Source organism: Lysobacter sp. DMC104, assembly GCF_056313665.1.
This window is the reverse complement of record NZ_JBQUZW010000005.1, coordinates 223,676-245,338: the sequence shown is the minus strand read 5'-3', so window position 1 is coordinate 245,338 and position 21,663 is coordinate 223,676. Positions and strand designations below refer to the sequence as shown.

Here is a 21,663-nt window from a genome sequence, read left to right as displayed (position 1 = left end):
GCCGGTGCCATCGTCGGCCTCGATCATGGAACGTCGCGCCGTCCGGCGGCGCCCGCACGGAAGCGCGATGCCGGAACGCATCAAAGACGCGCCTGCCCTGGCGGCCGGTGCCGGCATTCGTCGTCGGGCTGCAGATCGGCCCGCGCGTGGCCGGCGGGTACCGCGCCGCCTTCCCGCCGCTGGACTACGCCATCGGCGACACCCCGTGCCGCGGCCAGTGCCGCGCCAACGACGACAACGGCTACGCCGTGATGTGCCCCGGACCGGGACGCCTCACGCCGGCAGCCGGAAGAACGTCGTCGCCGTCGCGGTGGTCGCGGCGGCGACGGTGCCCGCGGACTCGCCGCGATCGCGCGCGAGTTCCTCGACGATATGCGCGAGGTACATCGGCTCGTTGCGCCGGTGCGAGGGCTGCGGGCGCACCGTGCGCGGCAGCAGGTAGGGCGCGTCGGTCTCGATCATCAGCCGGTCCGCGGGGATGTGCTTCACCAGTTCGCGCAGGTGCGTGCCGCGGCGCTCGTCGCAGAGCCAGCCGGTGATGCCGATGTACCAGTCGCGATCGAGGCAGTCGAACAGCTCCTCGCGGGTGCCGGTGAAGCAGTGCACCACCGCCGGGCCGTGGCGGCCGTCGAAGTTCTTCATCATCGCCAGGAAATCGGCGTGCGCATCGCGCTGGTGCAGGAACAGCGGCTTGGCATTCCCGCCGGCGGCGAGATCCGCCGCCAGCTGCAACTGGCGCTCGAACGCGCGCCGCTGCGCCGGCCGCGGCGAGAAGTCGCGGAAGTAGTCGAGGCCGCATTCGCCCACCGCCACCACGTCCGGATGCGCGTGCAACGCGCGCATCTCGGCATCGCATTCGTCTGTGTATTCGACCGCGTGGTGCGGATGCACGCCGGCGGTGGCGTACAGCGTGCCGGGGAACGTCTGCGCCAGCACCAATGCCTTCGGCGAGTGCTCGCGGCTGGCGCCGGTGACCACCAGCTTCGTCACGCCCGCGTCGCGCGCGCGGGCGAGCACGGCCTCGCGATCGTGATCGAAGCTCTCGTGGGTGAGGTTGGCGCCGATGTCGATCAGCGGCGTGGCGCTCGTGTGCATGCGGGCAGGACGTGGAAAGGCAGGCGCGCATTGTACGGAATGCCGCGTCGCGACCCGCACCTGTGACAAGACGTTTCCGACGAAACATCCGTTCACAACTCCGCCCCGGTGCAGGGTCAACCCGCCCCGAAGGCCGGCGTTTCCCTGCGCATCCCCCAGCCACAAGGAAGACACGCCATGTTCCGATCGCTCTGTTCCGCCCTCGCCACCGCCGTCACGCTGTTCGTCGTCGGTTCCTGCACCGCCGACGCCGCCATCCGCTACGACTTCCGCCCCGTCACCACCGAGATGCAAGCGCTGGTCGACACCTACACGCTCGACGGCGCGTCGCTGCGCGCGAACAAGGCCGGCAGCGTGGTCTACCGCCGCGCGTTCGGCGGTTACACGGTCGACACCCGCATCCCGATCGCCTCGGCCAGCAAGTGGCTGTCGGCGATCACCATCGCCCGCCTCGTCGAGAAGGGCCAGATGCGCTGGACCGACACCGTCGGCCAGTATTTCCCGACCGTCGAACCGGCCAAGCGTGCGATCACGCTGGAGCAGCTGTTCTCGCACACCAGCGCGCTGCCTGGCGGCGACGACTTCTGCATGTCGAATCCGCTGTACACGCTGACCACCTGTGCAGAGCGCATCCTGCAGCAGCCGCTGATCGGCGAGCCCGGCAAGGTGTTCTCCTACGGCGGCAATTCGATGCAGGTCGCCGGCCGCATGGCCGAGATCGCGACCGGCAAGTCCTGGGACGACGTCTTCATCGCCGAGATGGTCACGCCGTTCGGCCTGACCGGCACCGACTACGCCACGTCCTCGACCGCGCCGGGTTACGTGCGCAACACCAATCCGCGCATCGCCGGCGGCGTGCGCAGCACGCTGGACGACTACGGCAAGGTGGTCGACATGGTGCTGGGCTGGGGCTGCTTCGACTACCGCACCGACGGCACCTGCCTGCCGAGCCGCCGCTTCCTCACCCGCCTCACCATCGAGTACATGGCGCGCGACCGCACCGTCGGCACCGTCGACGTCTCGCGTCCGCCGACCTCCACCGGCTATGGCTACGGCCTCGGACAGTGGATCGATCCGTCCTCGCCGCTGATCGTGTCCTCGCCCGGCGCGTTCGGCTTCACGCCGTGGGTCGACCACAACACCCAGGTCTCCGGTGTGCTGCTGGTGCAGGACGTCAACACGCGCCTGTTCGAAGACATCAACGACATCCGCGACATGGTGAACGTGGTGACCTCGCCCGCCGCCGCGCTGTACGTCGCCGACCCGCTGCCTGCGCAGCCCATGGTGCCGTTCGCGCCGAAGGCCACTGCGGTGCGCGTCCCGGCGCCGGTGAATACCGCCGCCCGCCGCTGAGTGCCGCGCCCTTGCGGCGCACCCGCCCGCCCCGGTCCGCCGGGGCGGGCGTCTGCCGTCGTCGCCCGCGATGCCGCGGCGTGACGCGGTCGTTCCGCTGTTCCTTCCACTTCAATTCCGGATGAGTTCCCATGCGTCTTTCCCCGCGTTCCCTCCCCCACCGCGCCCGTTCCGTCCTCGCCGTCGCCCTCGTCACCGCCAGTGCGGCGATGGCGGCAACGCTCTACAACTTCACGCCGGTCACCAACGCCATGCAGGCGTTCGTCACCGACCACACGCTCGACGGCGCGTCGCTGCGCGTGAACAAGGCCGGCAGCGTGGTCTACCGCCGCGCGTTCGGCGGCTATTCGCTGACCACGCGCGTGCCGATCGCTTCCGGCAGCAAGTGGTTGTCGGGCCTCACCGTCGCCCGCCTGGTCGACAAGGGCACGATGCGCTGGACCGACACCGTCGGCCAGTACTTCCCCAACGCGCCGGCCGACAAGAAGGGCATCACGCTCGCGCAGCTGTTCTCGCACACCAGCGCGCTGCCCGACACCGACAACCTGTGCATGTCGAACCAGCGCATCACGCTCGGTGATTGCGCCAACACCATCCTGACGAACTCCACGCTGATCGGTACGCCGGGCACCGTGTTCGCGTACGGCGGCAACTCGATGCAGGTCGCCGGCCGCATGGCCGAGATCGCCAGCGGCAAGAGCTGGGACGACCTCTTCATCGCCGAGACGGTGACGCCGCTGGGCCTGACCCAGACCGACTACGCCTACGACTCCACCGTCGCCGGCTACGTGCGCATGGCCAACCCGCGCATCGCCGAGGGCGGTCGCAGCACGCAGGAAGACTACGGCCACGTCGTCGACATGCTGCTGGCCAACGGCCGCTACAACGGCAAGGTGTACCTCTCGCAGGCGACGCTGGCGGCGATGTCGATCGACCGCACCGTCGGCACGCAGAACCTGTCGCGCCCGCCGTACACCGACGGCTTCGGCTACGGCATCGGCCACTGGATCGACAGCGCGAACGATCCGAACGCGACCGCGCTGGTCATTTCCAGCCCGGGCGCCTTCGGTTTCACGCCATGGGTGGATTACGGCTCGAACGTCGGCGGCGTGCTGCTGGTGAAAGACCAGCGCTTCAAGCTGGCGCCGGACATCACCGACATCCGCGCCATGGTCAACGTCGTGACCTCGCCGACGGGCACGCTGTACCGCGCCGAAGCGCTGCCCGTGCAGCCGGTGGCGGACAAGCATGCGCCAGCACCAGCGCGCGCCACGGTCACGCGCGCGAACGACCGCCGCTGAGCGACAGCGGTCGAACGACTGCGACGCGGCGGGCCTTCGGGTCCGCCGCGTCGCGGTGCAGGTCTCCGAAGGTGTCCCGTTGGTCGATGCGATCGACCTGGAGCATGACGACTGTGTCGTGTTCGACTCGGAACCGGTGTCAGCGTGCGGTTCGGCGACTGGCTAGATGAAAAGAAGCGGCCATGCGGGGCCCGCGATTGCGAAGACCACCAGGAACACGAGCGACGACCGCGAAGGCTGGTGTGCGAACGCTGCGCACAGCAGCGTCCATGGAAAGACCACCAGAGGCCCCGCCAGGACAAACCCGAGTTGCGATGGCACGAAGACTATGGTCGCAGCCGTAATCGTCATGCCCGACACCACCACCAGCACGATCCACCAAAGGCGGGCTCTCAGCGTCCCGGCGATTTTTCCAGATGGTTCATGGACGTCATGGAAGCAGGGTGCGGATAGGCAGGAAAGCGAAAATATCCATGCGCCGACCTTTTCCGACGTTGTTCCAACGTCGGCCATCTGTCGCCGTCTCGAAATGCATACTTCGATTATTTCCCTGTCTTGTCTCTGGAGCCGGCAGGTTGGCCGAACACTTCATCGAAAGCCTTTTCGGCCTGTTCGCGCATCATTTTCGAGCTTCCTTTCATCCGGCACAGGATGACGCTCCAGCGATGTTGGCTGTAGGGCGGATCCGTGATGTTGATGCCATTGTTCCCATCCAGCTTCATGCAGACGTCGTATCGAGTGCCTCGTTCCGGAAGGTTGCGCCGATAGTGCGCGTTGAAGAGGTGGCTCAGGATCCGCTTCTTCACGCCATGACAATGCCCCCTGTAAATGGCTTTCAAGCCATTCGAGACGAAACTGCATTCGTTTTCTTCGTACTTGCAGTCCGACATGATGAGGTAGAACCCTGCGCCCGCATGCAAAGCACTCGCGTCCTCAAACGACCTGATCGGCTCGGGAAGGAAATCTTCTCCATCATTGGCCAAGAAATCGCCCCTGAAGAAGCCGGCGAATTCCTTCTTCATCCTTGCCTTGAGGTCCTCTTCCAGTCGTTTCAATTTTTCCGTGTCGTACGTTCCGGGATGCTTTCTATGTTGCTGCTGCACTTTCACCTTATTTTCCTGCATGGTCATCCGCGTCGGCATCAAGAATGCTCGCCCCGAATCCGGGGCGCACCCGTCCCGCGAGGATTCACGGAATGACGATGGTATTCGACGTGGTCACCAGCACCGGTTGCAGCACGTTGTTGATGGTCACTCGATGCGTGCACATCGTGTACATCTGCTCGCCATGGTGGTATTGCTGCCCGACTTCGGCGCCTGCAGTCACCGGTCCGTAGCTGTTGGTTCTCGAGACCAGACTGCCGTTGGCGGCCGCGCCCCACCCAGGCACAATGAGAGAGCACTGCGTGCTGATCCAGGTCGCGAGGACCGCACTCTGCGTGTATCCGCTTCCGCTGATCATGCCGCCGCTCACACGGATGCTGCTTTTGCCGACATAGTTGGCTGCAACCGCGACGCCGATGACCAACATGCCGGCGATGAGTGCGATGACCTTCAAGCCGCGAATTGCTTTCATGAGAATCTCCTTTCTCTGATTGGTTGGGTTCGACGCACGCCCCATGCATGATCCAGCCTGGATCGCGGGTGATTTTCAGTTGCAAAAAGTCTCTTGTTTTCCAGTCTTCACTGCATGCCGATGGCGGCGCCGGTCGCAGACTGCGCCGCGTTTTCGATTGTGTCAATCACGGCTGTTGCGGGCGCGATTACGGGCACGAAAAACGCCGGCGGTCCCCCGCCGGCGTTTCCGTGTCGCATCGCGATGTCGAACCGATCAGTTCAGCGTGCAGGTGCCCGGCTTGGCCGAGGTGAACAGCGCGCTGGTGGCCCATTCCGGATGGTCGATGAACGGGTTGCGGTTGCCCTGGAAGCTGTAGATCACTTCGTTGCGGGCGAGTTCGGCGGCATCCGGCGGATCGGCCTGGTGCCAGGCGATCAGCGTGGACAGCAGGCCCATGTAGGCGGGCGAGCTGGAGGTGATGACGATCTGGCTGCGAGTGTCGGTCAGCTCCAGGTCCGGCTCGTTCTGGCCGGTGGTCGGGTGCGTGCCGCCTTCGTAGCGGATGGCCATGTACATCACGGCGCGGGCCATGTCGCCCTTGCGCTTGTTCCACACTTCGAACGAGCCACCGTTGCCGTCCGGGCTGATCACCCAGTTGGAGTTGCCCGGGTACACGCCGCTGCCGCCACCGGAGCTGTTGTTCACGTCGGTGACGCGCTCGCCGCAACCCGAGGACTGCGGGCAATTGGCGTAGGGCTTGTTGCCGCGATCGGCGTTGTAGACCGATTCCGACAGGTACAGCATGTGGGTGTCGGTGTACGGCGAGTGCGGCAGGCCGAGGTTGCCGGTGGAGCTGCTGAAGCCCAGCGAGTTCGGCCAGGTGTGTTCGCGGTTGTAGACCACGCCCGAACCGGTGCCGGCGCGGCTGCTCACCTTGGTGAAGCTGCGATTCATGTACACGTCGAGGATCTTGCCCGCGTTGTTCGGATCCTCGTCGGCGATCTCGAGGATCGTCCACGTGTTGGTGGTGCCGCCGCTGTACGAATACGCGGTGTGGCCGCGGATGGTCTGGTGCAGCGAGCAGCGCAACTGCGACGGGCTGCTGGTGTTGACGTGCTGGTAGTAGCCGGTGCCGCCGCCGCCACCGGAGGCGACGTTGAAGTTCACGACGGTGTTGGCGGCCATGGTCTGGCCGCTGGCGTCGGTGATCTTGCTGCCGACGACGGTGAAGGTGCACGCCTCGCCGCCGACCAGCGCGGTGTTGGTCGAGATGCTGGCGGTGTTGGAAGCGGAGGTCGGGTAGGTCAGCCCGCTGACCGTGCCCGAGGTGGCGCACGACAGCGTGAACGCGCCGCTGGCGATGGCGACCTGTTCGCTGAACACGACCGAGAGGTTGCCCGCGGCCGGGAAGTCGGTGGCACCGGCGACCGGGGTCGTCGAGCTGACGGACGGACGCGGGTTCGGGGCGACGAAGGTCTGCCCGGTGTTGCAGGCGCCGAAGGTCTGGGTGGCCGGGGCGTTCCACGTGAAGTTGGAGTACGCGGTGCCGGTGCCGCTGAGGCGCAGCGACTTGCCGGCGGCGTCGGAGCCGGTCTCGGACACGGCGAGGTTGACGCTGGTGCGGCCGGCGGCCGGACCGTCGCTGGCCTTGATCTGGCCTTCGTAGCTCAGGAACTGCACGACCTGACCGGCGCCGTCGACCAGCGCGATGCCGTCGGCCGGGCCGTTCTGGATGCCGTTGGTGGCGTAGGCGAGGGTGGCGATGCGCACCTGCGCGCCGCAGGTGACCAGGCTGCCGGCCGGCACCGGGTCGTTGTCGTACATCACCGCGGCGGTCGCGGTGGCGCCGTTGTAGAGGTAGATCTTGTAGTTGCTGAGCGTCTCGCCGGCGGTCGCGACGACTTCGATGCGCTCGCCGGTGTCGCCGGAGGCGGTGGAATCGTCGTAATGGAATTCGTTGATGAAAACTTCGGCATGGGCGGCGCCGGTGGCGAGCAGCAGGGCGCACGCGAGCGGCGACATCGTGGACAACACACGCGACATAAGTCAGGTCTCTCGGTTGGATGGATGGAACAGGCACGTCCCGGGCGTGTTCCGGCGACGGCCCGTCGATCCCCGGCCGCCGGCTTTGCATCCGCGCGGCTCCCCAAAGCCCGACGCGGCCCGCCGGGGCACGGGCGCGCCGGCGGGGATGGGCAATCTAGCCGACATCGTGTGACAGGTGCCAGCGGTCGCCCGCGGACCCGCCCCTCCCGGCCGACGGGCGGCGGACTGCTAGCCTGTACGGATATGTCGACGCCGTCCCCCGCCTTCCCCATCGCCGCACTGCTGCCGGCCATCCGCGACACCCTCTCCGCCGGCACCCGGCTGGTGCTGGAAGCCCCCCCGGGCGCCGGCAAGACCACCCAGGTGCCGCTGGCGCTGCTGGACGCCGGCTGGCTGGCGGGGCGCAAGATCGTGATGCTGGAGCCGCGCCGCGTGGCCGCCCGCGCGGCCGCCGGGTTCATGGCGAAGCAGCTGGGCGAAGCGGTGGGCGAGACGGTCGGCTACCGCATCCGCTTCGAGAGCAAGGTCTCTGCGAGGACGCGGATCGAGGTGGTCACCGAGGGCATCCTCACCCGGATGCTGCAGGACGACCCGATGCTGGAAGGGGTCGGCGCGCTGCTGTTCGACGAATTCCACGAGCGCCACCTGGCCGGCGACCTCGGCCTCGCGCTGGCGCTGGACGTGCAGGCCGGCCTGCGCGAGGACCTGCGCCTCGTGGTGATGTCGGCGACGCTGGACGGCGAGCGACTGGCGCGGGATCTCGACGCACCGCGGCTGAGCAGTGCCGGCCGCAGTTTCCCGGTCACGATCGCCCACTTCCCCGCGCGCCGCGACGAGGCACCGGAACACCAGGCCCGGCGCGCGGTGGAGCACGCGCTGGCCGCGCATCCAGGCGACGTGCTGGTGTTCCTGCCCGGGCAGCGCGAGATCGGCCGCGTGCAGGCGCTGCTGGAGGCTGCAAGCCCCTCTCCCGCCGGGAGAGGGGCGGGGGTGAGGGCCGGCGGACCGGAAGCGCCAACCGTCACAACGCCCTCATCCGGCGCTGCGCGCCACCTTCTCCCGGCGGGAGAAGGGAAAGACGACGTCGAAGTCCTGACCCTCCACGGCGAACTGCCGGTCGAACAGCAATCGCGCGTGCTCCAACCCGCGCCCGACGGCCGCCGCCGCGTGGTGCTGGCGACCAACGTCGCCGAATCCAGCGTCACCCTGCCCGGCGTGCGCACGGTGATCGACAGCGGCCTCGCGCGCGAGCCGCGCTACGACCCGAACAGCGGCTTCTCGCGGCTGGACGTGGTGTCGATCGCGCAGGCGTCCGCCGACCAGCGCGCAGGCCGCGCAGGCCGCGTCGCCGAGGGCTGGGCGTATCGCCTCTGGCCGGAATCGCAGCGGCTGGAGCCGCAGCGGCGGCCGGAGATCGCGCAGGTCGAGCTGGCGTCGCTGGCGCTGGAACTCGCCGCCTGGGGCAGCGACGCGCTGCGTTTCGTCGACGCCCCGCCGCCGGGCGCGCTCGCCGCCGCGCGCGACCTGCTGCAGCGCCTCGGTGCGCTGGACGCGAGCGGCGGCATCACCGCGTTCGGACGGCGGATGCTCGCGCTCGGCACGCATCCGCGGCTCGCGGCGATGCTGCTGGCCGCGCCGACGCCGCGCGACGCCGCGCTGGCCTGCGATCTCGCCGCACTCGTCGAAGCGCGCGATCCCCTGCGCGCCGTGCCCGGCGGCGGACGCAGCGACGCCCTCGCCGCGCGCTGGCAGGCGCTGGCGGCGTTCCGGCGCGGACGCACGCCGGCCGAGGCCTCGCGCTCGGGCTTGCAGGCGATCGACGCGGCTGCGGCGCAGTGGCGACGTCGCCTGCGCTGCGACGCGCGCGCCCCCGACGACGCGCCGGCGCACGCGCTCGGCGATCTGCTGGCGCACGCGTTTCCGGATCGCATCGCCTACCGCCACGGCAGCGACCGCCGCCGCTACCAGCTGGCGAACGGACGCATGGCCTCACTGTTCGACGACAGCGCGCTGATCGGCGAACCCTGGCTGGTGGCGAGCGAACTGCGCCACGCACGCGGCGACGCGCAGCTGCTGCGCGCGGCGCCGGTCGACGAACGCCGGCTGCGCGCCGAGTTCGCGGCGCATTTCTCCGATTGCGACGAAGTCCGCTGGGATGCCGATCGCCGCGCACTCGTCGCCGAACGCGTGCAGCGCTTCGACGGCATCGTGCTGGACGCGCGCCCGGCCGGGAAGGTCGATCCCGCGCAGGCCGCGCAGGCGCTCACCGACGCGGTGCGCACGCTCGGCCTCGACGCGCTGCCGTGGCGCGAGTCGCTGGTGCACTGGCGCGCGCGCGTCCGCTGCCTGCGCGCGTGGATGCCCGACCTCGCGCTGCCCGATCTCTCCGACGACGCCTTGCTCGCGACCCTCGACACCTGGCTGAAGCCTGCGTTCGCCGGCAAGACGCGGCTCGATGCGCTCGCCGAGGATGAGCTCGCCGAAGCGCTGAAGTCGGGCCTCGACTGGTCGACGCGGCAGCGCATCGACGCGCTCGCGCCGCTGCGCATCACCGTGCCGTCGGGCATGGAGCGCGGCATCGCCTACGCCTACGACGCAGAGACCGACGCGCCACAGCCGCCGGTGCTGGCGGTGAAGCTGCAGGAACTGTTCGGCCTTGCCGACACCCCGCGCATCGCCGACGGCCGCGTGCCGCTCACGCTGCACCTGCTGTCGCCCGCGGGCCGCCCGCTGCAGGTCACGCAGGATCTGCACGGCTTCTGGGAACGCACGTACCCGGAAGTGAAGAAGGAAATGAAGGGACGCTATCCGAAGCATCCGTGGCCGGACGACCCGTGGTCGGCAACGGCGACGCATCGGGCGAAGCCGCGGGGGACGTGACATTCGCGGCGATTCATCTTCGCTGCACGGCCTGACGCGTTCGTCCTGCACGATGCGGCCCGCAGGATCGCGCGTTGCGCATGTTTTTCCGGCGCGAAACGTGCCGGAATGAACGATGACCTGCATGCGGCGACACCGCGTCCGCCATCGCGGTGTCGCACGTGGACACTGGCTGCGACGTCGCCCCCCGCGACATGCACGACAGGAGAACCCCATGCGCACCCTCGACACGCTCGCCGACCGCAGCCTCGCGCTCGCCACCCGCACCCGCGATCTCGTCGCCCCGTCCGCCACCGGCGTGCGCGACTGGGTGACGTCGGGCGCGGCACTCGCGGTTGCCCGGGGCGGTGCGAAGACCACCGTCCGTTTCGCACGCCGCAATCCGGCGCTCGCCATCGCGACCGTCGTCGTCGGCGCCGGCGTGCTGGCCTACGGCGCCTATCGTCGCCGCAAGGCCACAACCGCGCCGATCGAAGGCTCCGCGACGACCGATGCGCACGACGACGACGCGACCCGACGCACGCCGAAGGAAGTGCCAGTGCATCGCGTGCGTGCAGCTCGGGCCCGGCGCGACGACACCGCTTCCGCCTGACAGCGATTCAATCCAGCCGGCGCCATTCCCCCGGCCGCAATCCCTCCAGCGCGTGCGCGCCGATCGCCACGCGCACCAGCCGCAGCGTCGGCAGGCCCACCGCGGCGGTCATGCGCCGCACCTGGCGATTGCGGCCTTCGCGCAGTTCCAGCTCCAGCCACGCATCCGGCACGGTCTTGCGGAAACGCACGGGCGGGTCGCGCGGCCACAGATCGGGCATCGCGGTCGCGATGTCGATGCGTTCCACCGGCACCGGACGCGTGGGCCCGTCGTTGAGCAACACGCCGCGGCGCAGCGCGTCGAGCTGCTCCGGCTGCGGATCGCCCTCCACCTGCACGCGATAGCGCTTCGGCGCCTTGTGCCGCGGGTCGGTGAGGCGATGGGCGAGGGCGCCGTCGTCGGTCAGCAGCAGCAGGCCTTCGCTGTCGTGGTCGAGCCGGCCCGCCGGATACACGCCCGCCGGCAGGCCGAACGCCGCCAGCGTCGGCCGCGGCGGCACGCTGCGGTCGGTGAACTGGCACAGCACGCCGTACGGCTTGTTGAACGCGATCAGCATCCGCACACGCCGCCGGCCACGGCCGGGCCTATCCTGTCGCCGGCTCCCCACACGACCATCGCCATGAACCACCTCGATCCGTCCGCACTCGCCCCGCGCTGGCTCGGCAAGGCCTGGGAACACGCCTCCGAGGCCGAACGCGCCGTGCTCTCGCAGCTGCTGCGTCGCGAACGTACCGCCCGCCCGCCGTCCGCAGTCGACGACGACCGCACCTTCGGCGAACGCGTCGCCGATGGCGTGGCGCGGCTGGGCGGCTCATGGACCTTCATCGGGCTGTTCCTCGTGTTCCTCGGCGCGTGGGTGACGACGAACGTGTGGCTGCTGCGCGCGCACCCGTTCGATCCGTACCCCTTCATTTTCCTCAACCTGCTGCTGTCGATGCTGGCCGCGCTGCAGGCGCCGGTGATCATGATGAGCCAGAACCGGCACGCGGAACGCGACCGCGAGGCGGCCGAGCACGACTACGCCGTCAACCTCAAGGCCGAGCTGGAGATCATGGCGCTGCACGACAAGCTGGACCAGCTGCGCGTGGAGCAGCTGGAGAAGATCCTCGCCGCGCAGGGCGAACAGATCGCGCTGTTGCAGCGGCTGCTGGCGGCGCGGGACTGACGCGCCCTCCCGGCGGATTCGCCGGGGCCCTCTGATTCGAGTGACCGGCGAGCAAGGAGGCTCGGAACCGGCGATTCATCGCCACCGGCCGCGGCCGCGGCCCGGATGGCCAGGTGTTTCATTTCATGCCTTGGGCGGCTTCACGAACCGCAGCGTCATCCGGTCGCTCTCGCCGATCGCGCGGTACATCGCGTCGTCCTCGGCATCGTGGCGATTGGTCGGCGGCAGCGTCCACACGCCGTTCGGATGGCGGGTGTCGTCCTTCGGGTTGGCGTTGATCTCGCTGCGCGCAGCGAGCACGAAGCCGGCCTTCGTCGCGTAGTCGATCACCAGTTGTTCGGTGAGATAGCCCGAGGACTTCATCGTCTCCAGGTCCGTGCCGGGCTTCGCACGGTGGTCGACCACGCCCAGCGTGCCGCCCGGCTTCAGCGCGGCGAAGAACGCGTCGAAATACGCCTGTGCGGTGCCGGCGGCGACCCAATTGTGCACGTTGCGGAAGGTCAGCACCGTGTCGACGCTGCCCGGCGCGCCGAACACCGGCTGCTTCGGGTCGAACAGCGCGAACGCGACCTTGTCGAACTGCGCCGGATGCGCGGCCAGCCGCGTCTTCAGCGCGTCGAGCCCCTGCTGCTGGTAGTCGCGACCGCGGCCTTCGGGCAGCGCCGCGGGATCGACCATCGCGGCGGTGTAGCTGCCTTTCTCGCGCAGGTAGGGCCCGAGGATCTCGCTGTACCAGCCGCCACCGCCGGGGGTGATCTCGACCACGTGCTGCGTCGGCGCGATGCCGAAGAAGCACAGGGTCTCGGCCGGATGGCGGTACACGTCACGCGCGCTGTTCTTCGGATCGCGCCAATCGCCGGCGAGCACCCTGGCCAGCGCGGCATCGGACGCCCGCTCCGCGGCCGGCGCGGGCGACGGCACTGCACCAAGGACGGCCGTGCCGACGGCAGCAGCAAGGGCCAGGACGGCGGCGAAGGAAGCGTTGCGGGACATGGCGGACTCGTCGACGGCAGGGGCGGGACCGGGATTGTGGCGGCCCCGGCACAGGGTCGCCAGTGCGCGTCGAACCTGACTGTGTGACAACGGTGACAGCAGCGTGTAACGCGGTGAAACAAATCCCGGGCAGAATATGTTGCATTGCAGCATGAGGCTGCGACGCCGCAGTACCAAAGATGTCCGGTCACCACCGCATCCAGGGAACCCCGGGCGAATCCCGCCCATACCATCATCAGGAAGATCGACCATGTTCCGTTGCACCTGGCTTCACGCCCCCCGCGAGCCCGCGCTCGCCTCCCGCCTCTACCGGCGCACCTACGGCCGCACCTACGGCCGCCGTCCCTGCGAGGCCGACCAGCCCCGCACGCTGCCGGAGACCCTGTCCCTGACCGATGCCCCGTCGATGACGGCGTCGCCGGTCGTGGAGACCCTGATCGGCAATGCCGGCGACAGCGCCGCCGCAAGCGCGGCGGCGCACATCGGCCGCGCCGCCTGACCCCCGCCGCTCACGCGGCGGGGTTTTCCGTTTTCGCTTCCCGCAACGATCCTTCCAGCAGCGCCGACACCGGATACGGCGGCACGTCGAAGTGCTCGCCGGCGGCGAGGCGTGCCTGCACGTCGCGCCACCACGCCGGATCGAAGATCTCGCCGTGTACCGCGCGCAGCGTCGCGCGCAGCGCGGCCGGCAGGCCCAGGAACTGCGGGAACAGTTCCGGGAACACGTCGTCCGCCGCGGCATACAGCCATTCGTCGAGCGGGCGCGTCTCGTCCTCCTCGCGCATCGCCGGCACCGCGCGGAAACGGCACTGTTCCACGAGGCACAGTTCGTCGTAGTCGTAGAACAGCACCCGCCCGTGCCGGGTGACGCCGAAATTCTTCAGCAGCAGATCGCCCGGAAACAGGTTGCTGCGCGCCAGATCCTTGATCGCCTGTCCGTAGTCCAGCACCGCCGTCTCCGCCGCGCGCACGGGCGACTCGCGCGCGTACACGTCGAGCGGACGCACGCGACGTTCCACGTAGCAATGGCCGATCACCACGTCGTCGCCATCCAGCCGCACCGTCTGCGCGCATTCGCGCAGCAGCTCGTCCAGCACCGGTGGCGCGAACTGCCGCTTCGGGAAGCGCAGCCGCCGGAATTCCTGCGCGTCGACCAGTCGGCCGATGCGATCGCGGCGGAACACCAGCCGGTACTTGTCCTCGACGTCCTTGCGCGCGAGATCCTTCGGATACGCGAAGCGGTCGCGGATCAGCTTGAACACCACCGGATAATCGCGCGGCGTGAACACCGCCATCACCATGCCGCGCTCGCCGTCGGCATGCACCAGCGTTTCGTCCGGATGCTCGGCGAGATGCCGGAACACCTGCCGGTAGCGCTCGGTCTTGCCCTGCTTGATCCGACCGAGCACGGTGAACAGTTCGTCCAGCGGCTTGCGCGGCAGCAGCCGATGCAGGAACGCGACGACATCGCTCACGCGCGCCAGGTCGGCGTGGAAATGGCTGCGCGAGAAGCCGAACAGGATCGAGATGTCCTCGGCATCGGTGAGTACAGCGTCGGCACGGACGCCGGCCGGCGTGCTGACCAGCGCGATCACCACCGGGTAATCCGCGCCCGACGCACCGTGCGCGGCGCCGACGAGGTACGCGCGGCGCTCGCGGAAGAACGGCGTCTTCAGCAGCGACACGCCGACCACGCCGCGACGGCGGAACACGTCGGCGACGGCGTTCACGCTGGCATCGAGATCGGCCCAGCCATTGGCCCAGCCCGGCGCGAGGAAGATCGCACGCCACGCCGCTGCCGCGTCCGCGCCTTCCGGGCCGAAGCCGTGGTGGGCGAGTTCGCCCGGGCAGGCGGGATCGCCGGTCGGCACGATGTCGAGCGCCTGGAATTCCAGGTCCGGCGCGACGCCGTCGATGCGGAAGAACCGCCGCACCAGCGAGTTGTGGAAGGTCTTGTACAGCTCGCGATCCGGCAGTGCGGCGATGCGCTCGGCGTACGCGGGCAGGATCGCGCGCCACAGCGGTCGCGAGCGAACACGCTCTTCGAGCAGGGCTTCGAGACGGGCCAGCGTGTCGTTGATGCAGACGTCGTACAGATCGATGCGCGCGGCGGCATCGACCTGCGCGTGTTTCCAGTCGCGTCGCTCGAACCGTCGGCGCGCGCGGCGGGTGAGGTCGGAGAACCGCGCGTTGTAATCCTCGAAGCCGCGGGCGATCAGCGCGGCGGCTTCGCGGGCGGTGTCGCGGGGGGCGGCGGAGGCACTGGACATGTCCGCAGTGTACGCCCGTGCAGACGTCGCCATCGCAGTCCGTGAGACCACCCGGACGTATCATTTCCCACGTGGCGGAGATGCGGAAAACCTCTTGAAAAGCAGGGATTCCGTGATGCCGTCGCAGTCGGCGAGACACCCTCGCGCGACACTGTCCGCCCGGCCCGCAAGGAGGCGCAGACGACAGGGGAAGTCCGCGACGCAGCCGCCGGCGCGCACGGACGGCGATCCCCCGGCACAGGGACGTGCCGCCGGGCCCCGCGCATCGCGTGCGGGGTCCGCACCGCTTCACGAAGCGCTTCCACCAGTGCTTCCACCAGTGCTTCACCCGGCGCTTCGCCGAGCGCTTCACCCAGGCCGCAACGCCGCCCGTCCCGCGGGCGGCGCGGCGTGCCTCCGCTTGCCGCCTGCCATCGACCGCGCATGTACCACGGCCGCCGACGACGTTTTCCCCCGATGTTCCACACAGGAGATGCCATGCAGTTGTTCAGGACCGAAATGCTGTTCCTCCATCCGCCGCAGCAGGTCGCGCCGCGTTCGCACTACGGTCGCCGCCGCGGCCTCGCGACGCGCTACGGCCATGCGCGCGTACGCCTGCCCGAGCCGGCGTCCGTGCCGGCGCCGCCCGTGGCGACGCCGGACCTGGAGCGTGCCGCATGACGGCGTGGCGCAGCGCGACGCTTCGCGCCACCCGCAACGCGAAACGCCCGGCCAGGCCGGGCGTTTCGTCGTGGTGCGGACGGTGACGCGATCGCGGGATCAGTTGCCCGGCTTGAACCCGATGGTGCGGGTGATGGTCACCGGGTTGGCGATCGGCTGGAAGCGCCAGCGCTTGACCGCCGCCACGGCTTCGCGATCGAACACGCGCGGCGGGTTGCCGCGCACCACGCGGGCGCTGCTGACCGAACCGTCGGTGGCGACGGTGAACTCGACCACCACATCGCCGGACTGGTTGGCGCGCAGCGCTTCAGCCGGATACTTCGGCGCCGGGGCGCTGATCGGACGCAGGTCCTTCGCGGTGGCGACGGCCGGCGTCGACGTCTGGCGCTGCGCCTCCGCCTGGCGCTGGGCTTCGGCCTGGCGCGCGGCCTCCGCCTGACGCTGGGCATCGGCCTGGCGCTGCGCTTCGGCCGCACGCGCGGCGTCCGCCTGGCGCGCCGCCTCAGCCTGCTGCGACTGCTGCTGGGCCAGCTTCTGCGCCGCTTCACGCTGCGCCTTCTCCTGGTCCTGCTTGCGCTGTTCTTCCAGCTTGGCCAGCCGTTCCTTCTCGGCCTCGGCATCAAGCTGCTGCTTCTGCTGGCGATCGGCGAAGCTGGTCTGCGCCTCGGCGAGCGACTGCTTCAGGCGCGGCAGCGCGGGCGCGGCCTTGTCGGTCTTCTCCATCAAGCCCAGCAGGCGCTGCGCCTCGACGAAATCGTCGCGGCTGATGCTCTGTTCGGTGGCGATCACCGCGTAGGGCATCAGGTCGGTCAGCGCGCTCGACACCGCGGCGTCGTTCGGCTGCTTGTCGCGCAACGCGAGGTAGTACTCCATCGCATTGTTGCCGGCCGGCGCGTACATGCGCTGTTCGGACTGGGCGGCGCTGGCAGCGCTGCGCAGCTGATCGACGCTCATCGCGGCGATCTGGGCGGAGACCGCCGGGGCCGGCGTGGTCGCCGGGGCGGTGTCGGCGGGCGTGGTGCCCGCGGCGGTACCGGCATCGGTCGCGCCTTCGTCCTTGCTGCCGCAGGCGGCGAGGGCGAGCGTCAGCGCGATCGAGAGCGCGGCGAAACGGAATCCGGAACGACGGGTGAAGTCGACGGTTGAACGGGCGATGGACATCGCGATGGGCTCCCCTGAAGGCTGGAACGGCGGAATCTCAAGAAATTCAAGCACATCCTGTGCCAGCTCGACGCCGGCGTCATGCCTCCGGACGCAGCGCGCGACCGGCGTCTACTTTCCGATACAGAAGCGCGAAAAAATGTGACCGAGTATTTCGTCCGGCGCAAGTCTGCCGGTGATTTCGCCCAGCGCGTCGTGGGCGGCACGCAGGGACTCCGCGGCCAGTTCCAGCACGTCGTCGTCCAGCGACTGCCGCGCTTCGGCCAAGGCTTGCGCGGCGCGACGCAGCGCGTCCACCTGACGCGCCCGGGCACTGAAGGCGCCTTCAGTGCCCTCGCCGTCGCCGGCCAGGGCACGGAGCCGCGCGTGGAGCCGGTCCAGCCCGGCGCCGGTCCGGGCCGAAACCACGACCGCGTCCTCGCCGGGACGGAGCACGGCACCGGCCGCCTCGGCATCGACCAGGTCGGCCTTGTTGTACAGCCACAGCCGCTGCGGCACGCCGACGATGGCTTCGGCGACGGCGGCGCGGCCCGCGTCGGGATCGCGTGCGTCCAGCACCACCAGCGCGAGGTCGGCGCGGGTCAGTTCGTCGCCGGCGCGGCGCATGCCTTCGCGCTCGATCGCGTCGCCTCCTGCGCGCAGGCCGGCGGTGTCGACGAGGGTCAGTTCCATGCCGTCGATGCGCACCGTCTCGCGCAGCAGGTCGCGGGTGGTGCCGGCGATGTCGCTGACGATCGCGCGTTCGCTGCCGGCCAGGGCGTTCAGCAGCGAACTCTTGCCGGCGTTCGGCGGCCCGACGATCACCGCGTGCAGGCCGTCGCGCAGGCGGCGGCCGCGTTCGGCTTCGACCAGCAGCGCGTCGAGATCCGCCGCCGCGCGGGCGAAGCCGTCGCGCAGCCGGTCGCCGCCGAGCGTGTCCAGCGGTTCGTCGGCGAAATCGATCGCGGCCTCGACGTGCACGCGCAGGCCGAGCAGCGCGTCGGCAAGCGCATCGACGCGACGCGAGAACACGCCGTCGAGCGAACGACGCGCGGCGCGCGCGGCGCGCGCATCGCCGGCGGCGATGAGATCGGCGACGGCCTCGGCCTGGGCGAGGTCGAGCTTGCCGTTGAGGAAGGCGCGTTCGCTGAATTCACCGGGCCGCGCCATGCGCGCGCCCAGCGCACAGCAGCGATCGACCAGCGCGCGCAGCACGGCGGGGCTGCCGTGCGCCTGCAGTTCGACCACGTCCTCGCCGGTGTAGCTGGCCGGCGCGCGGAAATACAGCAGCAGGCCGTCGTCGAGCACTTCACCGTCGGCATCGCGGAACCGCGCGTGGTGCGCGTGGCGCGGCGTCGGTCGACGGCCGCTGAGCGTCGTCGCGATGTCGCATGATCGTGGCCCCGACAGGCGCACGACGCCCACGCCCGCGGCGCCCGCGGCGGTGGCGATCGCGACGATGGTGTCGGTGGCGGTCATGGCGGCGTGCATCTCAACCGTCGACGGCGCCAGCGAGGCCGAAGATCGGCAGGTACATCGCGATGATCGCGAGCGGCACCATCACGAACGTCAGCCCCAGCGCCACCAGCAGGGCGATCATCGCCGCATGCCTGCCGGCGCCCGGCGCCTTGCGTGCGGTCCGCGCCAGGCCCCACCACAGCAGTGGCGGCAACAGCGGCAACAGAAAGAACGCGTGGCGGTGCTTCACGAACACCATCGTCAGCCAAGGCAGCTGTGCACCGAAGCCGTCGAAGATGTCCTGGAACTGCGGCACCACGAGGTTCACGGCGATCGCCGCCAGCAACAGCGCGACCATGCCGCTGCCGAGGATCCAGATTTCGGTGATGTTCGGACGCACGACGCGCTTCTCCGGCCCGGTCGGCATGCACGATAGCGATGGTGCCGGAAAACGAAAAGCCCGCCAGTCGGCGGGCTTTTCGCAGGTCGCGTCGCGGGAGGCGATCAGGCCTTGGCGACGGTGCCGCCGCTGCTCGGCTTCTCGCCGTACTTGCGCAGCATCCACCACTGCTGCAGCAGGCCCAGCGCGCCGTTGGTGACCCAGTACAGCACCAGGCCGGCCGGGAAGAACGCGAACATCACGCCGAAGATCAGCGGCATGAACTGGAACATGCGCTGCTGGATCGGATCGATGCCGACCATCGGGGTCATGCGCTGGGTGACGAACATCACCGCGGCGTTGATCACCGGCAGGATGAAGTACGGATCGCGCGAGGTCAGGTCCTGGATCCACAGCATCCACGGCGCCTGGCGCAGTTCCACCGATTCGATCAGCACCCAGTACAGCGACAGGAAGATCGGCATCTGGATCAGCACCGGCAGGCAGCCGCCGGCGGGATTGATCTTCTCCTTGCGGTACAGGTCGAGCATCGCTTCCTGGTATTTCTGCGGCTCGTTGGCGAAGCGCTCCTTCAACTGCGCCATGCGCGGCTGGAACTTGCGCATCTTGGCGGTCGACTTGTACTGCGCGGCCGACAGCGGATACAGCAGCAACTTGATGATCAGCACCAGCAGCACGATCGCCCAGCCCCAATTGGCGGTGACGCCGTGGAGCAGGCCGAGCAGCTTGTGGATGGGCTCGGCGATGATGCGGAAGATGCCGTAATCCATCGCACGTTCCAGGCCCGGGGCCTGCGCCGACAGCTGCTCGGGCAGCTTCGGACCGATCCACAGCCGCGCGACGGTGTGCGCGCTGCCGCCGGCCGGCACCGTGAACCGCGGGCCGCTGGCGGAAATGCCGCGGAGTTCGCCGGCGTGCGCCAGTTCGTAGTTCGAGTGCTGGTCGGCCTGCGGGATCCACGCGGCGAAGAAGTAGTGCTGCAGCAGCGCGATCCAGCCACCGCTGGCGTTGTCGACGCGGATCGGATCGAGTTTGCCGTCGTCGTCGAACTTGTCGTAGTCGCGCTTGTTGTACTTCGCGTCCGGCGTGTACCACGCGGCGCCGTTGAAGCCGAAGCGCTCGGGACTGGTCAGGCCGTGGTCGATCTTCGGCGGGATGCGGCCCAGCTGGCGGTACACATCGCCGGTCCAGGGCTTGCTGCCGGCATTGAGGACGTCGTCGCGCACCTGCAAGGCATAGCTGCCGCGGGCGAGCGTGTAGGTACGACGCACGGTCACGCCGTCGGCGCCGGTCCAGACGAAGCGTGCGCTGACGTCCCTGGCGCCATCGGCCAGACGCAGGTCGGTGGCGGACTGCTCGGGCACGAAGCCGTTGGCGTTCGGTGCGCCCTGCGCGCTGCGCCAGCCGCTTTCGGCGAGGTAGCGATGCGCGGGCGCGTCATCGAGCAAACGCACCGGCGTGGGATCGTTGCGGCTGGTGCGGTAGCCGAGCAGGTCGGCACGACGCACGTGGCCGCCATCGAGCACCAGGCGCAGCACGTCGTTGGACAGGGTGACAGTCGGCGCATTCGCGGTCGGCGACGGCGTGGCCGTCATCGCGGGCGCAGTGGCGCCGGCGGTCGGGACCGCATCGGGCAGGGCGGGCGGTGGCAGGCCATCGACCGGCGTGCCGGCGGCGTTGGCCACGGCCGGCACAGGCGGCGCCGGCTGCTGTTCCTTGTTCCACTGCATCCACAGGATCGCCGCCACCATCAGCCAGGCGAACAGAAGGAAACTGCGCATCGAATTCATGTGGTGGACGGACCCGTCGCGCCTGCGTTGCATGGCGCCTGTGCGGTGGAGGGAGAAGCGGGCGGCATTGTGCCGCCGGCCTTGGATGGGGGCAACGCAAGCCGGCGCAAGGCCTGGCGCAGGGCGTCGCCGAGTTCGGCACCGCTGGCGCGCGCGGCGCCGCTGCGAGCCACGACCACGTAGGCACCGCCGGGCAGGCTGGCGCGCAGGTGGCGGAAACGGTCGCGCAGCACGCGCTTGATGCGGTTGCGGACGACGGCGCGGCGATCGACCTTGCGCGAGACCGCGAGGCCCAGCCGGGCGGGGCGGTCGTCGCCCAGGTGGTGCAGCGCAAGCAGCGCGTTGGCGGCACGGCGGCCGCCGGCGAACACGGCATCGAATTCCGGACGCGCGCGTACCCGCGCGGAGCGCGGGTAGCGGGCGATGCCGGAAAGGCCGGGGGTCATGTCATGCCGCCCGGAAACGGAGCGGGGCAATCCCGGAAGCGTCGCGCGGAGGGCGACGACGGGCTTGCACCCCGGAACCGTCGGATCAGTCCGTCAGGTCAGGCGGTGAGACGCTTGCGGCCCTTGGCGCGACGGCGGGCAAGCACCTTGCGGCCGTCCGCGGTCTTCATGCGGGCACGGAAGCCGTGGTCGCGCTTGCGCTTGAGGTTGCTGGGCTGGTAGGTGCGCTTGGTGGCCATGGTCGGGCTCGTTGCGTTCTTGAGTCGTGTGTCGGGAGGCGGAGACGACGAATGGGCGCCGAAGCGCATCACCGAAACCGCAAGAACCGGCGATTATGCCCGGCGCCCGGCGCTCCGGTCAAATGCGACGCGGGCGCAAGGCCCGGCCGGGTGCGGGGGCGGCGGGGCGATGGTAGTCTGACCGGCTCGGCAGACGCCTCCGCTACGACCGTGCCCGCTCCGCGCATCCCGCGGCCGGCCCGGCGCTCTCCCGCGTCCGCATTCCCGCGCGCTGCGCC

21 protein-coding genes are annotated in these 21,663 nt (G+C 69.6%); 7 read left to right on the top strand and 14 right to left on the bottom strand.

All coding sequences use genetic code 11. The features are described 5' to 3' along the window. Positions 1 to 273 precede the first annotated feature (273 nt). On the bottom strand, positions 274 to 1,095 hold the full coding sequence (locus ACT53R_RS09240; protein ID WP_476171571.1) for a TatD family hydrolase: 822 nt from the start codon (positions 1,093 to 1,095) through the stop codon (positions 274 to 276). A gap of 177 nt (positions 1,096 to 1,272) precedes the next feature. Between ACT53R_RS09240 and ACT53R_RS09235 the strand changes: the two genes are divergently transcribed. Both ACT53R_RS09235 and ACT53R_RS09230 read left to right on the top strand, forming a co-directional pair. Next, the gene (locus ACT53R_RS09235; protein ID WP_476171570.1) at positions 1,273 to 2,448 is read left to right on the top strand and encodes a serine hydrolase domain-containing protein; all 1,176 of its coding nucleotides are present in this window, start codon (positions 1,273 to 1,275) and stop codon (positions 2,446 to 2,448) included. Positions 2,449 to 2,579: 131 nt separating this feature from the next. Beyond that, the gene (locus ACT53R_RS09230; protein WP_476171569.1) at positions 2,580 to 3,749 is read left to right on the top strand and encodes a serine hydrolase domain-containing protein; all 1,170 of its coding nucleotides are present in this window, start codon (positions 2,580 to 2,582) and stop codon (positions 3,747 to 3,749) included. 162 nt (positions 3,750 to 3,911) lie between these two features. On the opposite strand, the gene ACT53R_RS09225 is transcribed toward ACT53R_RS09230, so the two are convergent. From ACT53R_RS09225 to ACT53R_RS09210, 4 genes are all read right to left on the bottom strand, one after another. After that, entirely contained in the window at positions 3,912 to 4,262 is a 351-nt protein-coding gene (locus tag ACT53R_RS09225; protein ID WP_476171568.1) for a hypothetical protein, read from the bottom strand. Positions 4,263 to 4,291: 29 nt separating this feature from the next. After that, the gene (locus ACT53R_RS09220; protein ID WP_476171567.1) at positions 4,292 to 4,891 is read right to left on the bottom strand and encodes a hypothetical protein; all 600 of its coding nucleotides are present in this window, start codon (positions 4,889 to 4,891) and stop codon (positions 4,292 to 4,294) included. A 46-nt stretch (positions 4,892 to 4,937) separates the two neighbouring features. Next, positions 4,938 to 5,324 (bottom strand): hypothetical protein, encoded by a 387-nt coding sequence (locus tag ACT53R_RS09215; protein WP_476171566.1) that lies wholly within the window; start codon positions 5,322 to 5,324, stop codon positions 4,938 to 4,940. Positions 5,325 to 5,579: 255 nt separating this feature from the next. Continuing rightward, positions 5,580 to 7,328, bottom strand: coding sequence for an endonuclease (locus ACT53R_RS09210; RefSeq protein ID WP_476171565.1), 1,749 nt, complete (start codon positions 7,326 to 7,328; stop codon positions 5,580 to 5,582). 267 nt (positions 7,329 to 7,595) lie between these two features. On the opposite strand from ACT53R_RS09210, the gene hrpB reads away from it, so the two are divergent. Then, complete coding sequence (gene hrpB, locus ACT53R_RS09205) at positions 7,596 to 10,232, top strand: ATP-dependent helicase HrpB (protein WP_476171564.1); 2,637 nt, start codon at positions 7,596 to 7,598, stop codon at positions 10,230 to 10,232. A gap of 214 nt (positions 10,233 to 10,446) precedes the next feature. Continuing rightward, positions 10,447 to 10,824 carry a hypothetical protein gene (locus tag ACT53R_RS09200; protein ID WP_476171563.1) on the top strand — a complete coding sequence of 126 codons (378 nt, stop codon included), beginning with the start codon at positions 10,447 to 10,449 and terminating at the stop codon, positions 10,822 to 10,824. A 7-nt stretch (positions 10,825 to 10,831) separates the two neighbouring features. On the opposite strand, the gene ACT53R_RS09195 is transcribed toward ACT53R_RS09200, so the two are convergent. Next, positions 10,832 to 11,380 carry a pseudouridine synthase gene (locus ACT53R_RS09195; RefSeq protein WP_476171562.1) on the bottom strand — a complete coding sequence of 183 codons (549 nt, stop codon included), beginning with the start codon at positions 11,378 to 11,380 and terminating at the stop codon, positions 10,832 to 10,834. A gap of 63 nt (positions 11,381 to 11,443) precedes the next feature. On the opposite strand from ACT53R_RS09195, the gene ACT53R_RS09190 reads away from it, so the two are divergent. Next, on the top strand, positions 11,444 to 11,989 hold the full coding sequence (locus ACT53R_RS09190) for a DUF1003 domain-containing protein (RefSeq protein WP_476171561.1): 546 nt from the start codon (positions 11,444 to 11,446) through the stop codon (positions 11,987 to 11,989). A gap of 123 nt (positions 11,990 to 12,112) precedes the next feature. Here the strand turns inward: ACT53R_RS09190 and ACT53R_RS09185 are convergent, their stop codons facing one another. Continuing rightward, complete coding sequence (locus tag ACT53R_RS09185; RefSeq protein WP_476171560.1) at positions 12,113 to 12,982, bottom strand: class I SAM-dependent methyltransferase; 870 nt, start codon at positions 12,980 to 12,982, stop codon at positions 12,113 to 12,115. Positions 12,983 to 13,232: 250 nt separating this feature from the next. Between ACT53R_RS09185 and ACT53R_RS09180 the strand changes: the two genes are divergently transcribed. After that, complete coding sequence (locus ACT53R_RS09180; protein WP_476171559.1) at positions 13,233 to 13,481, top strand: hypothetical protein; 249 nt, start codon at positions 13,233 to 13,235, stop codon at positions 13,479 to 13,481. 10 nt (positions 13,482 to 13,491) lie between these two features. Here ACT53R_RS09180 and aceK read toward each other — a convergent pair whose 3' ends face one another. Further along, on the bottom strand, positions 13,492 to 15,252 hold the full coding sequence (gene aceK, locus ACT53R_RS09175) for a bifunctional isocitrate dehydrogenase kinase/phosphatase (RefSeq protein ID WP_476171558.1): 1,761 nt from the start codon (positions 15,250 to 15,252) through the stop codon (positions 13,492 to 13,494). Between the two features lie 477 nt (positions 15,253 to 15,729). Between aceK and ACT53R_RS09170 the strand changes: the two genes are divergently transcribed. Then, a complete protein-coding gene (locus ACT53R_RS09170) occupies positions 15,730 to 15,912 on the top strand; it encodes a hypothetical protein (protein WP_476171557.1) in 183 nt (60 codons plus the stop codon). A gap of 99 nt (positions 15,913 to 16,011) precedes the next feature. Here ACT53R_RS09170 and ACT53R_RS09165 read toward each other — a convergent pair whose 3' ends face one another. From ACT53R_RS09165 to rpmH, 6 genes are all read right to left on the bottom strand, one after another. After that, on the bottom strand, positions 16,012 to 17,073 hold the full coding sequence (locus ACT53R_RS09165; protein WP_476171556.1) for an energy transducer TonB: 1,062 nt from the start codon (positions 17,071 to 17,073) through the stop codon (positions 16,012 to 16,014). A gap of 111 nt (positions 17,074 to 17,184) precedes the next feature. Beyond that, positions 17,185 to 18,531 (bottom strand): tRNA uridine-5-carboxymethylaminomethyl(34) synthesis GTPase MnmE, encoded by a 1,347-nt coding sequence (gene mnmE, locus ACT53R_RS09160; RefSeq protein ID WP_476171555.1) that lies wholly within the window; start codon positions 18,529 to 18,531, stop codon positions 17,185 to 17,187. A 13-nt stretch (positions 18,532 to 18,544) separates the two neighbouring features. After that, complete coding sequence (locus tag ACT53R_RS09155; RefSeq protein WP_476171554.1) at positions 18,545 to 18,910, bottom strand: hypothetical protein; 366 nt, start codon at positions 18,908 to 18,910, stop codon at positions 18,545 to 18,547. A gap of 104 nt (positions 18,911 to 19,014) precedes the next feature. Continuing rightward, positions 19,015 to 20,700 carry a membrane protein insertase YidC gene (yidC, locus tag ACT53R_RS09150; RefSeq protein ID WP_476171553.1) on the bottom strand — a complete coding sequence of 562 codons (1,686 nt, stop codon included), beginning with the start codon at positions 20,698 to 20,700 and terminating at the stop codon, positions 19,015 to 19,017. After that, on the bottom strand, positions 20,697 to 21,146 hold the full coding sequence (gene rnpA, locus ACT53R_RS09145) for a ribonuclease P protein component (RefSeq protein ID WP_476171552.1): 450 nt from the start codon (positions 21,144 to 21,146) through the stop codon (positions 20,697 to 20,699). The genes yidC and rnpA overlap by 4 nt, the downstream gene beginning before the upstream one ends. A gap of 98 nt (positions 21,147 to 21,244) precedes the next feature. Next, positions 21,245 to 21,385, bottom strand: a complete 141-nt coding sequence (rpmH, locus tag ACT53R_RS09140) for a 50S ribosomal protein L34 (protein ID WP_041043460.1) — start codon at positions 21,383 to 21,385, stop codon at positions 21,245 to 21,247. Between the last annotated feature and the right edge of the window lie 278 nt (positions 21,386 to 21,663).

Excerpts from the sequence above, each read along its gene's own strand:
- ACT53R_RS09240 (WP_476171571.1), bottom strand. The coding sequence starts at position 1,095 with ATGCACACGAGCGCCACGCCGCTGATCGACATCGGCGCCAACCTCACC.
- ACT53R_RS09235 (WP_476171570.1), top strand. The coding sequence starts at position 1,273 with ATGTTCCGATCGCTCTGTTCCGCCCTCGCCACCGCCGTCACGCTGTTC.
- ACT53R_RS09230 (WP_476171569.1), top strand. The coding sequence starts at position 2,580 with ATGCGTCTTTCCCCGCGTTCCCTCCCCCACCGCGCCCGTTCCGTCCTC.
- ACT53R_RS09225 (WP_476171568.1), bottom strand. The coding sequence starts at position 4,262 with ATGGCCGACGTTGGAACAACGTCGGAAAAGGTCGGCGCATGGATATTT.
- ACT53R_RS09220 (WP_476171567.1), bottom strand. The coding sequence starts at position 4,891 with ATGCCGACGCGGATGACCATGCAGGAAAATAAGGTGAAAGTGCAGCAG.
- ACT53R_RS09215 (WP_476171566.1), bottom strand. The coding sequence starts at position 5,324 with ATGAAAGCAATTCGCGGCTTGAAGGTCATCGCACTCATCGCCGGCATG.
- ACT53R_RS09210 (WP_476171565.1), bottom strand. The coding sequence starts at position 7,328 with ATGTCGCCGCTCGCGTGCGCCCTGCTGCTCGCCACCGGCGCCGCCCAT.
- hrpB (WP_476171564.1), top strand. The coding sequence starts at position 7,596 with ATGTCGACGCCGTCCCCCGCCTTCCCCATCGCCGCACTGCTGCCGGCC.
- ACT53R_RS09200 (WP_476171563.1), top strand. The coding sequence starts at position 10,447 with ATGCGCACCCTCGACACGCTCGCCGACCGCAGCCTCGCGCTCGCCACC.
- ACT53R_RS09195 (WP_476171562.1), bottom strand. The coding sequence starts at position 11,380 with ATGCTGATCGCGTTCAACAAGCCGTACGGCGTGCTGTGCCAGTTCACC.
- ACT53R_RS09190 (WP_476171561.1), top strand. The coding sequence starts at position 11,444 with ATGAACCACCTCGATCCGTCCGCACTCGCCCCGCGCTGGCTCGGCAAG.
- ACT53R_RS09185 (WP_476171560.1), bottom strand. The coding sequence starts at position 12,982 with ATGTCCCGCAACGCTTCCTTCGCCGCCGTCCTGGCCCTTGCTGCTGCC.
- ACT53R_RS09180 (WP_476171559.1), top strand. The coding sequence starts at position 13,233 with ATGTTCCGTTGCACCTGGCTTCACGCCCCCCGCGAGCCCGCGCTCGCC.
- aceK (WP_476171558.1), bottom strand. The coding sequence starts at position 15,252 with ATGTCCAGTGCCTCCGCCGCCCCCCGCGACACCGCCCGCGAAGCCGCC.
- ACT53R_RS09170 (WP_476171557.1), top strand. The coding sequence starts at position 15,730 with ATGCAGTTGTTCAGGACCGAAATGCTGTTCCTCCATCCGCCGCAGCAG.
- ACT53R_RS09165 (WP_476171556.1), bottom strand. The coding sequence starts at position 17,073 with ATGTCCATCGCCCGTTCAACCGTCGACTTCACCCGTCGTTCCGGATTC.
- mnmE (WP_476171555.1), bottom strand. The coding sequence starts at position 18,531 with ATGACCGCCACCGACACCATCGTCGCGATCGCCACCGCCGCGGGCGCC.
- yidC (WP_476171553.1), bottom strand. The coding sequence starts at position 20,700 with ATGAATTCGATGCGCAGTTTCCTTCTGTTCGCCTGGCTGATGGTGGCG.
- rnpA (WP_476171552.1), bottom strand. The coding sequence starts at position 21,146 with ATGACCCCCGGCCTTTCCGGCATCGCCCGCTACCCGCGCTCCGCGCGG.
- rpmH (WP_041043460.1), bottom strand. The coding sequence starts at position 21,385 with ATGGCCACCAAGCGCACCTACCAGCCCAGCAACCTCAAGCGCAAGCGC.